10 protein-coding genes are annotated in these 16762 nt (G+C 33.4%); 3 read left to right on the top strand and 7 right to left on the bottom strand.

Features of this window, described 5'->3' with window-relative positions; translation table 11 throughout:
- Positions 1-18: 18 nt before the first annotated feature.
- The 6 genes from IEV10_RS06100 to IEV10_RS06075 form a co-directional block, all read right to left on the bottom strand.
- Positions 19-2373, bottom strand: a complete 2355-nt coding sequence (locus tag IEV10_RS06100; protein ID WP_188373796.1) for an ABC transporter permease — start codon at positions 2371-2373, stop codon at positions 19-21.
- 164 nt (positions 2374-2537) lie between these two features.
- Positions 2538-4985 carry an ABC transporter permease gene (locus IEV10_RS06095; protein ID WP_188373795.1) on the bottom strand — a complete coding sequence of 816 codons (2448 nt, stop codon included), beginning with the start codon at positions 4983-4985 and terminating at the stop codon, positions 2538-2540.
- Positions 4986-5016: 31 nt separating this feature from the next.
- The gene (locus IEV10_RS06090) at positions 5017-7419 is read right to left on the bottom strand and encodes an ABC transporter permease (RefSeq protein WP_188373794.1); all 2403 of its coding nucleotides are present in this window, start codon (positions 7417-7419) and stop codon (positions 5017-5019) included.
- Positions 7420-7445: 26 nt separating this feature from the next.
- Positions 7446-9845 carry an ABC transporter permease gene (locus IEV10_RS06085; protein WP_188373793.1) on the bottom strand — a complete coding sequence of 800 codons (2400 nt, stop codon included), beginning with the start codon at positions 9843-9845 and terminating at the stop codon, positions 7446-7448.
- Positions 9846-9973: 128 nt separating this feature from the next.
- Positions 9974-10651, bottom strand: coding sequence for an ABC transporter ATP-binding protein (locus IEV10_RS06080; RefSeq protein WP_073082207.1), 678 nt, complete (start codon positions 10649-10651; stop codon positions 9974-9976).
- A gap of 33 nt (positions 10652-10684) precedes the next feature.
- Positions 10685-11935, bottom strand: coding sequence for an efflux RND transporter periplasmic adaptor subunit (locus IEV10_RS06075; RefSeq protein WP_188373792.1), 1251 nt, complete (start codon positions 11933-11935; stop codon positions 10685-10687).
- Between the two features lie 274 nt (positions 11936-12209).
- On the opposite strand from IEV10_RS06075, the gene IEV10_RS06070 reads away from it, so the two are divergent.
- The 3 genes from IEV10_RS06070 to IEV10_RS06060 all read left to right on the top strand — a co-directional run bounded on the left by IEV10_RS06070 (position 12210) and on the right by IEV10_RS06060 (position 15703).
- Entirely contained in the window at positions 12210-13562 is a 1353-nt protein-coding gene (locus IEV10_RS06070) for a sigma-54-dependent transcriptional regulator (RefSeq protein ID WP_188373791.1), read from the top strand.
- Complete coding sequence (locus IEV10_RS06065) at positions 13552-14895, top strand: sensor histidine kinase (RefSeq protein ID WP_188373790.1); 1344 nt, start codon at positions 13552-13554, stop codon at positions 14893-14895. The genes IEV10_RS06070 and IEV10_RS06065 overlap by 11 nt, the downstream gene beginning before the upstream one ends.
- 82 nt (positions 14896-14977) lie before the next feature.
- A complete protein-coding gene (locus IEV10_RS06060) occupies positions 14978-15703 on the top strand; it encodes a DNA/RNA non-specific endonuclease (RefSeq protein WP_188373789.1) in 726 nt (241 codons plus the stop codon).
- Positions 15704-15829: 126 nt separating this feature from the next.
- Here IEV10_RS06060 and IEV10_RS06055 read toward each other — a convergent pair whose 3' ends face one another.
- Positions 15830-16759: a helix-turn-helix domain-containing protein gene (locus IEV10_RS06055; protein WP_188373788.1), complete on the bottom strand. Its 930-nt coding sequence runs from the start codon at positions 16757-16759 to the stop codon at positions 15830-15832.
- Positions 16760-16762 lie beyond the last annotated feature (3 nt).

The following is a 16762-nucleotide window of genomic DNA, read 5'->3' as shown; positions in this document are numbered from 1 at the left end:
TTAATGATGATTTATAATTTATTCTGTTCTTAAGCTTTTGATTGGGTTTGCAATTGCAGCTTTTATGGCTTGAAAACTCACTGTTGCTAAAGCTATAATCACTGCTAAAACTCCAGCTACTAGAAACACTATCCAGTTAATTTCTATACGATAGGCATAATCTTGAAGCCAACTATATGTTGCATACCAAGCGATTGGAACAGAAATTAAAATTGAAATTCCTACAAGTTTCAAAAAATCTTTTGATAGTAACTTAACAATGCCAGACACACTAGCTCCTAATACTTTGCGTACGCCAATTTCTTTACTTCTTTGCTCTGCAGTATACGCCGCCAAGCCAAACAATCCTAAGCATGAAATGAGAATGGCAAGGATTGCAAAAATCTGAGATAACTCACCTACTAATTGTTCATTTTTAAACTTAGCATCAAAAGCTTCGTCAACAAAAGTATATTCAAATGGGTAAGCTGGATTATGTGTTTTTAATACTGCTTCTATATCTGACAGAGCTCTATCTACAGGTACACCATCTTTTGTTTTAATAAACATGTACCTAGCGTAAGGAGGATAATTCATAAATAGTACTGGGTCGCTAGAATCGAACATGTCGCCATAAACATAATCTTTAACTACGCCAACAACTTCTAATGGTCCATCTCCACGATTAATGATATTCCCTATAGGGTTTTCTTCACCCATCATTTTAGCCAAAGATTGAGAAATCAATACGCTTGTACTATCAATCTCATAATTTTTATTAAAACCTCTACCTTCTATAATTTCCATTCCTGTAGTTTCAAAAAAGCTTTCTGTTACGTTTCTGAAAGAAATTAAAACATCTTCTGTATTTGTACCACCCTTCCATGTAAATCCTGATCCATTATTACCACCCGAGAGTAGCTGAGAATTACAAAGCGTAGCATTTTGCACAGAACCTGTTCTTATCAATTCTTGTTGAATGACATCGAATTTTGGAATAAAATCCTCATCTATTCGCATCGACAATAATTGATCCTTATCATAACCTAAATCTCTATTTTTTGCATGTTGAATTTGCTGATAGACTAGTATCGTAAAAATGATAAATACAATTGAAACTGTAAACTGCCCAACAACTAACCCTTTTCTAATAAAAGACGCTGACCCTTCAGTAACTTTTAGACCCTTAAGTACCTGCACTGGCTTAAAAGATGATAAATAAAATGCTGGGTAAAGACCTGCAAAAACACCACAGATAATTGTTATAGTCAAGAGTACTAAAACATGTATAGGATTCCCTAAACCTAGAGTTAAATCTTTTTCTATAATGAGGTTAAATTGTGGTAACAAAACAGCTAAGAAGAGTGCACTTACTAAAGCGGCTATGAATGCTAAAATCAAAGATTCAGAAATAAACTGTGTTATTAATCTGCCTCGACTAGACCCCATAGCTTTACGAACACCAACTTCATTGGCGCGTTTTTCACTTCTTGCTGTTGACAAATTCATAAAGTTGATGCACGCAATTAACAAAATAATGAAAGCTATAATTGTAAATAAACGCACATAAGTGATACGACCTCCTACAATCTCTCCGCCTTCGAATTTTGAACGTAAATGCCAATCTTTTATAGAATGTAAAAACGCATAGTCAGTTGTGTTTTCTTCTTTCTTTCTTATTAAAGCTCTTACTTGAGCATCAACAGTTTCAAAATTAGCCTCTGATGCTAATTTGACAAAGGTGTCCGAAAAGTTGTTTCCATAAAAAGTCATCCATTCTTCACCTTCTGCATAGCGCTCAAAAGGCGCTATCCAATCAAAAGGAAATGTAACATTCTTAGGCAAATCTTCTACTACGCCTGTAACCAAATAATTGTCTTTATTACTTACTTTAACAACTTTACCAATAGCATTTTCTCCTTTTCCAAACAATTGTTCTGAAGTTTCTTGTGTTAATACAATGGCTTCTGGGTTTGCAAAAGCATTCTCTCGATTGCCTTCAATAAATTTTAAACTAAAAATATCTAAAAAGTCCTCATCAACATAGCGTCCTCGTCTAGTAATAGAATTATCACCAAATGCAAACAAAATTTCCTGTAGGTTAGAGCGTGTAGCTTTTTCTATTCCTGGAATATCATCCAACATATCTTGAGCTAAGGGCCCAGGAGTAGAGTAAAACGTACGCCACTCGCCTTCGTAATTCTGATTGGTTGGCACATAAAAAACTTGATCTTGATTTGGGAAATTTGTATTAAAACTTACCTCGTCTTCTACCCAAAGAAAGATTAAACTAGCACAGGTAATGCCTATAGCTAAACCAAAGATGTTTAAGAAACTGTATCCTTTATTCTTAAGTAAACTCCTTAATGCTATTTTTATATAATTGATAATCATGAGCGTTGATTTTTTTAATTGATGTTTTTGTTTCTAATTACATAGACAAGATGATGCCAAAAAAATAACAATCTGATTTTTAATACTTTACAATTATATTTAAAAACAAATGTGTTCGGTTTTGATACACTTCTTGTTCAAAACCGAACACTTAAAATTTAGTTCTATTCAGACCTTAAAGAGTTTACCGGATTTGCATTAGCTGCACTTAATGTTTTGAAGCTTATAACCAGTAATGCAAAGAAAATCATCGCAGCACCACCAACTATAAAGGCAATAAAACTTATGGATGTTTTATAGGTAAAATCTTGAAGCCAACTGTATATGCCATACCAAGCTAAAGGTGTAGCTATAACAAAAGCTATGGCAACGAGTAATAAGAACTCTTTACAAAGCAGAGTGTTGATTTGAAACAATGATGCACCTAAAACTTTACGTACTCCTATTTCCTTTACACGACGGTTTGTTGTATAAATAACTAGACCCAATAAGCCTAGACAACTGATTAATATAGAAAGACCGGTTGCCCAATTTAATAATTTTGAAATCTTCTTTTCTCGATTATAAAATGTTTCTATAGTCTGATCCATAAACTGAAGACGATAGTCTTCTGTTTCTGTATATACAGACTTATATGCATCTTCAATTTTTGTTAATGTAGATTTTAAATTCTCTGAAGATTCATTATGGAAAGAAACATGTATTGCTTGAAACTGACTAAATTGTGAACGATACCAATCACCTCTGAGTGCCATTGGTTTTATTTCAGATTTTAAAGAACGTTGATTAAAATCAGCCATAACACCTACAATAGGTGTTTGCTCGTCATTAACTGTTAAAGCTTTACCTATGGCATCATCTGGTGAATTGAAACCTAGTTTCTTTAGCAGTGTTTCATTTATTACCAACTCTCTTACAGTGTCGTTTCTATGTATACGGCCAGCAAGTATATCTAACTCAAATAAATTCGCATAATTGGTATCACCAAATATATATTGCATTTCAGACTTAATTATTTCCTCTTCATTTGTATAGGTTACATTAGTGGTGTTTGTAGAGTATGATGCTGGAGCATGACTCCCAATACTTACAGATTTTATCTCTGGAATACTTCTTAATTTCTCAGCATAGAGTTCTTTTTTAGAAAGTTCTCTCTCACTACGCGGTGAATAAACTGAAACTATAGCATCAGTCTTAAAACCCATATCCTTATTCAGTAAATAATTGATTTGTTTACCTACCAGCAAAGTCCCAATAATAAAAATCTGAGCAATGGTGAATTGAAATACAGTCAGAAATTTTCTCAATCTTACTTTCTTCTCACCTGCTGCCATGTGATTTTTTAGAACAGAAACCGTATTAAATTTTGAAAGCACCAATGCTGGGTAAAACCCTGACAAAATCGTTACTACAAAAAGAAGAAGAAGAATACTCAATACGATTAACGGTGCTTTAAACAATTCGAAACTCAAATCTTCAGGAACAAAATCCGAAAACACATTAATCAACCATTTAGAAAGTACAATAGATAGTAATGCAGAAAAGAAAACTAACAAAAATGTTTCTCCCATAAACTGACTAATCAATTGCTTTCTTGAACTTCCTAATGTTTTTCTTATTCCTATTTCCTTGGCACGTTGTGATGCTTGTGCTGTATTTAGATTAATGAAGTTGATACAACCCAACAATAATAAAAACACTGCTACTAAAGCCAAATTACTGAGTAAAGATTTGCTTGCTTGACCTTTAGACCAATCGTAAATACCATAGTCCTCATTAAAATGAATATCACTCAATGGTTGTAATTGAAACTCCCTAGACATTTCATATTTTTTATCATCTTCATCGGTATGTTCCAGGGCCAAATCGTCAAGTCGCTTTTGAATTGAAACCACATTTGCAGATTCGGTAAGCTTTACAAATAACTGTGAATCAGAGTTAGTATTTCCCCATTGTCGCTCTAAAAGTTCCTCTCTCCTATCTGTCTGTAAAAGGGTTTGATGAGATATAAATTCTTCAAAAACAAAATCGGTTCGTTTTTTAAAATTCTCAACGACTCCAGAAACAGTGATATTTATAGAATCGTTATAAACCAAAGTCTTACCTATTAAATCTGCTGGAGCTGTATTGGGGAAATATTCTTTAGCTCGAGTCTCTGTGAGGATTACATTATTTGGCTTATCTAAGGCCGTAGATTTATCCCCGGCAATAAACTTATAATCAAAAATATTAAAATAGGCTTCATCCGTATACATTACAAAATTAGGCCATTTAAACTCTGTGTTGTTTGCCTTATTCTCGACTTTTGATGGTCTATTGATATAGAACTCAGTAATGCTTTCAAAATTTGAATTATCAGCTATGGCATCCTTTAATGCTAGTGTTACTCCAGAATTATGAAATGTTCCTTGAGGGCTTTTAAAATCTGATACGACCCTGTAAATACGGTCCCCGTCTTTATGAAAATCATCAAATGTATAATCGTAATAAATCATAAGACCAATTACAAAAGAAGCACTTAGACCTATAGTAAGACCAATAACATTAATTAGCGAAAACACTTTGTGTTTCATGATATTTCGCCATGCTATTTTGAAATAATTTTTAATCATGATTTCTGTTTTTTTGATTGATGATGTTTAATTATTCTGACCTTAATGCATTCACCGGGTTTGCATTAGCAGCTTTCAAAGAATGATAACTTATAGTAATCATGGTGACTATTACTGTAACTAATCCTGCAATAACAAATATTTGTAGTTGTGGTTCAATTCTATAGGTAAAATCCTGAAGCCAGTTTTTTGAAGCCCAATACGCAAATGGAGAAGCAATTGCTACCGCTATTACCACTAGAATTAAAAAATTCTTACTTACCAACAGCATAATATTACCCAAATTTGCACCTAAGACTTTTCGAATGCCTATTTCTTTAGTTCGTTGTACAATACTAAATGCTACTAAACCAAAAAGCCCCAAACAAGCTAGTAAAACCGATAATCCTGCTGCTACACTAAAAAGTAGGGAACTCCGTTTTTCCGATTCATATAATGCATCATAATCTTGATCTAGAAAATGATAATCAAAAGGTTTATCGGAAATACGCGACATCCATGTGCTCTCAAGACTCGTCAAAGTATTTTTTACATCCGCTCCTGAGATTCTGACTATATAGTTTCTAGAGAAGTTTCGATTTAAAAAGAAAAGCAAAGGCCCTATGGGATCGTGTAAACTACTGAAATGAAAATCTTTGACAACACCTAAAATAGGTCCATCTGCACGATTTGAAATTGTTCTTCCTATAGCTTCATCCGGCGACCATCCAATACGTTTGGCCAAAGTTTCATTGATTAGATAAGGCTGTCTGTATTCTTTATTGTCAGTATTGATAGTATCCATTAAAGCAAAATCTGTGGTTATAAAGTCGCGACCTGCTACCAATTCCATTCCCATAGTCTTAATAAAATCTAAATCTATCGGCATAGCGTTTACAGAAATATCGTGTTCTCCGTTTTCATCAGCTGCATGAATGCCATCTGACCAATTCACAAACTCTGGCGTTTCGTATGATGCTGTTACAGATTTTACACCTTCCACTTGTTCAAAAGCTTCTTTAATTGAACTAAAATTATTAAGCATATTTCCACGAATCGGCAATACTACCACATGGTCTTTATCATAACCTAAATCTTTGCTCTGCACATAATTCATCTGTTGGATAATAATTAAGGTAAAAATGATAAGGAATACTGATATGGCGAATTGACCTACTATTAATGACTTTCTTAGCAAATTATTTCCTCCCGTAGACCTAAACCCTTCTTTTAAAATTGAAATTACTTTCGAATTAGAAAGTATTAGCGCTGGATATAAACCTGCTAAGACACTAACTATCGTACTAAATAATAGCAGTAGAAATACAGGAATGGGCTGTAGCAATTCCATTCTTGTAAAGGATTGCCCTGTAATGTTATTGAAATAGGGAATAAATAAAACACTTATACCCAAGGCTATAATTGTTGAAATTATCGTAATTGTAGTGGCTTCACTTATGAATTGAAAGAAGACCTGCTTTTTACTTGCTCCCATCACCTTTCTCACTCCAATTTCAGCACTACGAGTCGTCGATTGTGCTGTGGCCAAATTGGTATAATTAGCAATAGCAATCATTAAGATGAGTACCGTAATAATGACAAATACATAAATATAAGTTAGGCTTCCGTTGGGCTCAAAACCTGCTAATTCAGATTTTAAGTGTACATCCAAAAGGGGTTCTAGATTATATTTTAAATATTCTCCTTCATTCAATCTTGCTTCTTTTCTAACCAAGTCCGTAGACATATATTCATTAACCTGCTGCTCTACTTTGGCTATTTCAGCTGTATCATTTAGCAATAAATAAGTAATCCAATTAGCAGACCACCATTGTTCGCGCTTAACATTATTATTTAGATTTAAAAATTGAGTGACGAAATCAAATTTTATTTGCGAGTTTTTAGGCACGTCTTTACAGACACCTGAAACAATAAAATCTCTACCAAAAGCATTAATAACCTGATTTACAGGATTTACCATACCAAAGTATTTTTTTGCCATTGATTCTGTGAGAACAATTTTGTTTGAAGCATCTAAGACATTAGCCGCATTTCCTTGAACTAATTGAAAAGAAAATATGTTGAAAAATGATGGATCAGCAAACAGGATACGATTCTCAGCAAAAGATTTATCCTTATATATTATATTTCCACTACTTATGTAAGTTCTAACATAGTCTTCTACGCTGGGAATTCTTCTAGAAAACTCTGGCCCTACTTTTGTCCCTGTTACCGCTGCATAATTTACTTCGTTAGAAGCTTTATACTCCATAGTAGCTCTTACAATATTGGTTGATTTTTCATGAAATGAATCATAAGTCAATTCACTAGACACATATAACAAAATCAGTAGACAAGCCGCCAAACCTATGGATAAGCCAAAAATGTTAATCGTAGTGTAGAGCTTATTCTTTTTTAAGTTTCTAAGGGCAATTTTGAAATAATTTTTAATCATGATTTCTGTTTTTTGATTGATGATAATTACTCTGTACGCAAAGATTTTACGGGATTAGATGTTGCTGCTTTTATAGCTTGAAAGCTTACGGTGATTAAAGTAATCAACAATGCTCCAAAACAAGCAATTACAAATATGTCCCAGGTAACTGAAGTTCTATAACTGAACTTTTGAAGCCATTGCCCCATAATGTAATAGGCTAAAGGTGATGCTACTATTAACGATATTACGACTAAAGTGATGAAATCTTTGGACAGTAATAACCACAATTGACTAATAGATGCACCTAATACTTTGCGGACTCCGATTTCTTTTGTACGTTGCTCAGCGACAAAAGAAGCCAAACCAAATAGACCCAAACAACTTATAAAAATCGCTAGTGCAGTAAATACTCTGGCTAAACTTGCAATACGCTCCTCTGCTCTAAATTTTGCACCGTATTCTTCATCTACAAACTGATAATCAAAAGGTGTATTTGGAAAGTTTTTCTTAAACGTACTTTCTATTAGTGCTAAATTCTCGCTAGTACTTTTTGTAGGATTCAATCTCAAGTTATAAAATGCTATATTACCATACTTCTCAAAAACATACATTGCTTGTTTTACTGGACTATACGGTGATTGCACAATCATATCATCTATAACACCTACAATTTTTAATGGCGTAAATGGGTCTTCAGTATCTGAATCTCTAATAAATTTCCCAATTGGATTAGTAATATTCATATACTTAACTGCTGTTTTATTTAAAATAACAGCATTAGAATCTGTAGCAAACTCTCTAGAAAAACCCCGACCTTCAATAAGTTTTAACCCTAGAGTTTCTACAAAATCATAATTTACTGATGTATGCGCCAAATCTTCTTGAAAACCAACCGGCTTACCATCCCAAGTATAACCACTTCGATTAGACCATACATCTGTGGTTGGACTACTCATTGTGGTCATACTAGTAGCACCTCCTGAAGCGATAAACTGAGTTCGCATCACTTCATGCTTACCTACGAATTCTGAACTCATTACTGGGATTTGAATTAGACCTTCTCTATCATAACCTACGGGTCTATCTTTACTAAATTGTATTTGATTCATAACTACCAAAGTCCCAATAATTAAAGCAATAGAGACTGTAAACTGGGTTACTACAAGAATTTTTCTTGGTAAGGATGAATAGCGTCCGGCTCTGAAGGTTCCTTTTAAAACTGCAACTGGATTAAACGATGATAAATACAGTGCAGGATAACTCCCTGCTAAAAACGCAGTGACTATTACAAATAGTAATGAAACAAACCAAAATTGAATATTTGTCCAAGGAAAAACAATAGCCTTACTTGCCAAGGTATTAAAACCATTTAGAAACAAAAGGACAATGCCAATAGCAAAAACAAATGATAAAACAACAATTAAAAAGGATTCACTTAAAAACTGAAAAATAAGCTGACCTCGGTGAGAACCTATAGATTTTCTTATACCCACTTCTGTAGCGCGTTTTTCTGAACGAGCTGTACTAAGGTTAACAAAATTAATGCACGCAAGTAATAAAATAAAAACACCAATAACCCCAAATAGCCAAACATTTTCAATTCGTCCTCCAGACTGTATACCATTTTCAAAATCGCTTCTTAAATACCAATCTTCCATAGGAAACAAAAACATTTCTGGATTAAACTCAGCTTCATCTGGATCACCAATTTTCTTAACGTCTTTTATTTTCGCTGACACAGACGCCATTGATGTATTTTCATTAACCTGAACAAACATTTGGAAAGAATTGTTACCCCAAGAATCTCTTGCATTTTCTATCCATCGCTGGGCACTTGCATAGTGTTTCCATGGTATTAAGTAGTCCATATCACTAAATGAGTTATTCTCAGGTATGTCCTTATAAACACCAGTCACAATTAGATCATGCTGATTATTCACCTTGATAATTTTCCCAATAGCAGAGTTGGAACCAAATAAAGCATCTGATGTAGACTTAGAAATCATAATTGAATTCTTTTCTTTCAATCCATTTCTAATACCTTCAACTATATCCAAGTTCAACATCTCTGGAGCACCTTCCTGCATAGAATTCCCTTGTCGATTAATATTTATATCACCATACTTGAGATACCTTGGCTGTTCCCAAGAAGACATAATAATATGCTTGAAATTATCTGAATAATCTTGTCTTAATGCAAATTCTAAAGGTCTAGGTATAGCTGGTCCTGTGTCTACAATATTATTTGCAGATTCGTGCTGAAAAACTTGAGCAATCGTAGCTTTATCTTTAAAATAATTATTGTAATTAAGTTCATCATATATCCAAAGTCCAATTAATATTGTAGCTGCCATTCCTATAGCCAAGCCTGAAATATTTATAAAAGAATACACTTTGTTTTTAAGAAGGTTTCTAAACGCGATTTTGAAATAATTTTTAAGCATGCTTTCTAAGAATTACTGTTCGTTTTTTGATGAATTTGGCATCAGCACTTCAGTATAATTTGATTGGTTATTGATTGATGAATTGTTATACTGAAGTACCATTACCTTGGTTGATTGATATAGCTGAGTTAGGCTAAAATGTTTTCTGTCACTTTCTGACCATCTAGCATTCTAATGATTCTATGACTATACTTTGCATCGTGCTCACTATGTGTAACCATAATTATTGTTGTTCCTGCTTCATTTAAATCTATAAGCAAGTCCATAACCTCATTACCATTGGTACTATCTAAGTTACCTGTAGGTTCATCTGCTAAGATTAATTTTGGGTTATTCACTACGGCTCTGGCTACTGCCACACGCTGTTGTTGACCACCTGATAATTGCTGTGGAAAATGATTACGACGGTGCATAATTTGCATTTTTTCTAGAACCTCTTCTACACGTTTTTTGCGTTCAGCAGGTTTTACTCCTGTATAGATGAGTGGTAATTCAACATTTTCGAAAACAGTTAGCTCATCAATAAGGTTAAAACTCTGAAAAACAAAACCTACATTATGCTTTCTTAAATCCGAACGTTTACGTTCATTATAGCCTGCAACTTCTTCTCCATTAAACTTAAAACTACCACCATCAGGGTCATCCAGCAATCCTAAGATGTTAAGCAATGTAGATTTCCCACATCCTGAAGGCCCCATGATGGCAACAAATTCACCTTGTTTAACTTCAAAAGACAATTTGTTTAATGCAATAGTTTGGACTTCTTCCGTTCTATAAAATTTCTCTAAATCCGTAATCTGTATCATTGTTTTTGTATTTAGTATTCGTTAATTGATTTTTTATTTTAAAATAAGTTCTTCAGTATCTCCAAAAGAGTCATAGCTTGATGTCACAACTTTATCTCCTGGATTAAGACCTTCTAAAACTTCGTAATATTCTGTATTCTGACTTCCTAAACGGATGTTTACTTTATATGCTGTATCACCATTTTCACTAACCTTAAAAATCCAGTTTCCTCCTGTTTTTTGGAAAAAGCCTCCTTTTGAGACTAGCAAAGCTTCTTTTTCAGCACTTAGTGCCACTCTAATCTGTAAATTTTGCCCACGTCGAATACCTTCTGGTGCTTCACCTTCAAAAGTCATATCCACTTGAAAACGCCCATTATTAACTTGAGTAAACACTTTCTTAATTGTTAAAGTATATAACTTACCATTGAGCGTAAATGTTCCTGTTTGTCCAGTATAAATTCTAGATATATAATGCTCATCAATATCTACTCTTACTTTATAATCTGTAGTAACATCTACTTGACCTAAACGCATTCCTTTATTAATAGACTGGCCTATCTCAGCATCTAAAGAAGTTAATTGTCCATCAATTGGAGCACGCACTACTAAATCTCCAACTTTCTTACGCATTAGTTCTAGAGCACTTTGTGTTCTTGAGTAAGAACTTTTGGCTTGATTAATTTCTAATTTTGATGAGATAGAATCTTCAGAAAGCACCTGCTTAGCTAATTTCATACGTTCTTTCTGGTAATCGAAATTATTTTTAGAAGACTCATAATCTTGACGACCTATAGCACCTTTATCATACAAACGTTGATTAAGGTTATAAACACGCTCAGCTTCGATAAGACTATTCTCTACATCTGTAAATTGGTTTTGTCTATTAATAGTGTTTTGTCTGGCAGCGTTCTGTGAAATCTGCATTTGTGTTAAAAGGTTATATACTGATGTCTCTTGATTAACTAAACTCAATTCTAAATCTGTATTAGACAACCTTAAGATTGGTTCACCTTTTTTAAGGATGGCTCCATCTTCTACAAACTTTTCTTCTACACGGCCACCTTCAAGTGCGTCTAAATAAATTGTTGTGATTGGTAATACAATGCCGTTTACAGGAATATTCTCTTGAAAAATAGCCTTAGAGACTGTATGGATAGAAATACGTTCTTTCTCTACATTGAGCTTTGAACCACCTGAAGTCTTAATGATTACATAAGCTATTAAAGCAATTATTGCTATAATTCCACCAATAGTGAGGAGCTTTTGAGTTGAGAATTTTTTCTTTTCGATTGGTACGTCCATTTTTTGATTTTTAATTACGCTATAGATATAGTGAAGATGATGCCAAAAACATAACTATTTAAAAATCAATGTATTATGATTTTATTTAAAATTAAAAGTGTTCGTTTTTGATACACTTTATGTCCGATAGTGTACACTCTTACAGCATTATAAATTTTATTTTTTTAAGCAGTACATAAGTTGTAATATTGTGAGAGAACCCTTCGGATTGGTTTAAAGGGTCTTTTAAACTTTAAACCAGTATCTGTAATAATTAAACCTGGATTATCGTGTAATGGTATTAAAAAACGCTTCGATATTAGTTATAGACGATGATGCTGATGTACTCACAGCATTGCGTCTTCTATTAAAGCCATTGGTAAAACATGTAGTTACCGAGAAAAACCCCAATAATATAATTACCCAAATTGAGAAGGCTCATTACGATATTATTATTCTAGATATGAATTTTACGGCTATCGTAAACACAGGTAATGAAGGTATTTTCTGGCTAAACAAAATTCAAAAATTAAAATCAGACACGTCAGTTATATTAATGACGGCTTATGCAGATATTGACTTAGCCATCCGAGGATTAAAAGAAGGCGCTTCAGATTTTTTAATGAAGCCCTGGAAGAATGAAAAAATTATCGAGACGATAAAAACAATCTTAAGCCAAAAGACATCAAACAACAAAAAACAAAAGACTCTAAATTCTGATACTCTTGAAATCATCGGTGAAAGCGATGCCATGCAAGATGTCTTTGTGAAACTTAAAAAGGTCGCACCTACAGATGCTAATGTCTTAATCCTTGGCGAAAATGGTACAGGTAAAGATTTAATAGCAAGAGCACTCCATGAAAATTCTAATAGAAAAGGTAAGCCGTTTATAAAAGTTGACGTTGGTGCTTTGACATCATCACTTTTTGAAAGTGAATTGTTTGGCTACAAAAAAGGGGCTTTTACAGATGCCCGCGAAGATCGTGAAGGGCGTTTTGAAGCCGCAAATGGTGGTACTCTATTCTTAGATGAAATTGGAAATATTACTCTTGGTCAGCAAGTACGATTATTAACTGTTTTACAAAACAGACAAGTCACACCATTAGGCTCAAACGAGTCTATAGATATAGATATCCGACTAATTTGTGCAACTAATGTAGATCCAAAAACATTGGCTGATGAGAGTAAATTTAGAAAGGATTTAATATACAGAATTAATACTGTAGATATTATCATACCACCACTTAGGCAACGTGGAACCGATATTACTGAACTATCGAGGCACTTTGTGTCTATGTATGCAGAAAAGTACAATAAGAACCCATTTACCTTTGACACTGGATTTATTTCAAAGTTAAAAAAGCATGATTTTCCAGGTAATGTTAGAGAGCTTCAGTATGTTTTGGAGCGTGCGGTTATTATGACAGATGGTAATGTTTTAAAAACTGACGATTTGGTATTCTCTTCTATAGAACGCTCATCGACTACAAAAAGTTTTGAAACAACTAGTCTTAACCTCGATGATATTGAGAAAAACGCCATTCTTACTGTTTTAGAAAAACACAAAGGCAATGTTTCTAAATCTGCAAAAGAGTTAGGGATTACCAGAGCTGCACTTTATAGACGACTAGAAAAATATGAACTATAGCGCATACATCCTTAGACTCTTTTTTAGGATTGTACTTATTGTAGGTTTAATTCTGGGATTAATCTACACTATAGAGATTGATAAAAACACTTATGCCGTTATACTAGGCATTTGTTTAATCTATCTTCTAATAAACACTTTCACGTTTACAAAACGCCGTTTTGTAGCTATGGACGATTTTTTTGAAGCGGTGAAATACCGAGATTTTTCTAGATGGTTTCCAGAAGATAGAGGCCCAAAAGACATTCGATTTTTATATACTGGCTTTAATGAGATTAACCGAACCATAAAAGAAATAAATTCTCAGAATCAAGCACAATATGTGTATTTGCAGAAAATTCTAGAAATGGTAGATATTGGTATTATTGCCTATAATCTTGAAACTGGTGACGTCCTATGGAGTAATGACTCTTTTGGTGATATTTTAGATGTACCGTCTTTTAAAAACATTCGTTTTGTTGAAAATAGAAAATCAGATTTGTACAATACCATTTTCGAAACCTATCATCGCGAACCCAATTCAATTTCAATAGCGCTTCAGAATGAAAGTATTAAAATATTGATTTCAGACACTGTATTTCAAGTTGATGATGATGCCTTTAAACTAATCGTCATTCAGAATATTGATGATACCTTAAATAAAAACGAATCTGAGTCTTGGAAAAAATTATTGAGTGTCATGACACATGAAATCATGAATTCTATTGCTCCTATTTCATCCTTAGCAGATACGCTTCAACAAAATTTACAGTTAGCTCTAGAGCAACCTGAAGAATCTCAACTCGAATTAGAAGACATCAATTCTGGTATAAAAACTATAAAAAACCGTAGCGAAGGGCTACTAAAATTTGCAAAAACCTATCGCAGTTTAAGTAAGGTCACTCAACTTAATTTACAACGGGTTAGAGTCAGTGAGTTATTTAATAATATTCAACTCTTAATGGAACCTTCTATAAAGGCAAAAAATATTGATGTCAACTTTAAAATTTCTGGTCCAAAATTAGAATTAGATATAGATACGCATCTCATAGAGCAAGTATTAATCAATCTTCTTTTAAATGCCGTCGATGCTTGTAAACATGTAGACAATGCAAAAATTAGGGTTGAAGCTTCACAAAATTCTAACAGAGATATTGTGATAAAAGTTTATGACAATGGTTCTGGAATCCCACAAGACATCTTAGAAAATATTTTTGTACCATTCTTTACGAGTAAAGCTACCGGTAGTGGTATTGGATTAAGTCTATGCAAACAAATTATGCTTCTGCACAAGGGACGTATTATGGTAAAAAGTATTGAAGGCGAAGGCACCGTCTTTAGTTTGGTTTTTTAATTATTTGTCGCCCTTTCTCTAAGTCAAATATTTTGATTACATTTAGCTATCGTTCTGATAACTAACAGCTTAAACCAAATTTATGAACCATCTTTCTAATCTCAAAAGAGAAACAAGGTATGGTCTACCAACAGCAGACCAGATATTATTTAATCGTTTTTATGTTATAGGTTACTCCTATTATTTTAGACAAGCCAAATGGGCTTTAGAAATTATAGACCCTGACAAAACCGACGTCAGTCGTTTGGATAATTTTAGGCCTGATTATAGAATTCCGGAGCGCTTTAGAGCAGATTTAGATGTCTATGAAAATTCTGGGTTTAATAGAGGCCATTTAGTAGCTAGCGCTAATCAAATTGAAGAGAATATTCAGAATAGTGAAACCTTCTTATTATCTAACATGGCGCCCCAGAGGCCAATGTTTAATCGTGGAATTTGGAAACGCTTAGAAACTGCAGTTAGAAAATTAGATTCACTCAAAAAGGTATTTGAAACTTATGTGATATCTGGACCTATATTCTTTTTTGACGAAGAAATTGAGATGATAGGTGATGACGACGAAAACATAAAAGTATCATTACCCATTCCACACGCATTTTTTAAGTCCATCCTTGTTGAAAATAATACTGGAACAATAAACATGTGGTCCTTTATTATCCCAAATAAAATCACAAGCGAACCTCTTGAAAGTTTTCTTGTTGAAACCTCTAAAGTCGAAAAAATATCGGGACTACTGCTTTGGGATACTCTAGTTGGTACAAAGATGAGTCGTGAAAAAAATAAAATCCGGAAAATGTGGAAACATTAAATTTATTCCAAAATAAAAGCTCCTTGATGTCTCAAGGAGTTTCTTTGTAGCGGGAAGGTTCGAATTATCGAACCTCAATACACTAATTGACGACTTCATAAAAATAATAGATTTTGAAAAGTCAATCTAGTTTGAAGCATATTCCTTTATATATTCTTTAGGACTGATTCCTACCTTCTTTTTAAATACCCTTGAAAAATATTGAGGATATTCAAAGCCAAGTTTATAGGCTGTTTCAGATATTGAAAGATTAGGATTCAGCAACAAGCTTTTCGCTTCTTCAACTAAAAACAGGTTAATTTGGTCTACGGCTGTTCGTCCTGTTTCTGCTTTAATAGTATCACTCATATAACGATGACTTACATTTAATTGCGCAGCCATCCAATCCAAAGTTGGAATGCCTTCTTCTGCAAATAAATTCTGCTCGAAATAGGTATTGAGTATGTTTTTGAATTTAGTGATTAGAATTTTGTTATCGTCTGTTCTATTTAAAAACTGTCTTTTATAAAATCTATCGGCATATTTTAATAAAGTTTCTAGTTGAGAAATGATGATTTCTTTGCTAAACTCATCCTGGTTATTGTGATATTCAGCTTTAATACTCTTGAAAATATCTTTTACTATCTCTTCTTCTTTAGGTGACAAATGAAGGGCTTCATTCACATTATAATTAAAGAAATTATAGGTTTTTATTTTTTCATAAATATCAAGACTTCGTATATAATCTTTATGAAAGGCTATATGATAACTCTCTGAACTAAATACCAAATCTTTAAATATTAAAGTTTGGTTTGGCGCTGTAAAGAGCATAGTTCCTTTAGTACAATCATATTTAGTACGTCCATAAGAGAGTTCACCCGAAATAATATTCTTTAGGCTAATGCCATAAAACTGACAGTTCATTTCTACTGGTTCGTCAAAAGCATAAGCTTCACAACTCTCTTGTTCACCTTCTTCCAATTCGGTATGCACAATACTGAATAAAGGGCTTTCTGGCTCTTTTAAATTAAAATGCTCGTGGAATTCTGTTATGGAATTGAAGTTAAGATTAGACATTTT

This window comes from Winogradskyella haliclonae (assembly GCF_014635865.1).
GTDB lineage: Bacteria > Bacteroidota > Bacteroidia > Flavobacteriales > Flavobacteriaceae > Winogradskyella > Winogradskyella haliclonae.
This window is presented reverse-complemented; position numbering and strand designations above follow the sequence as displayed.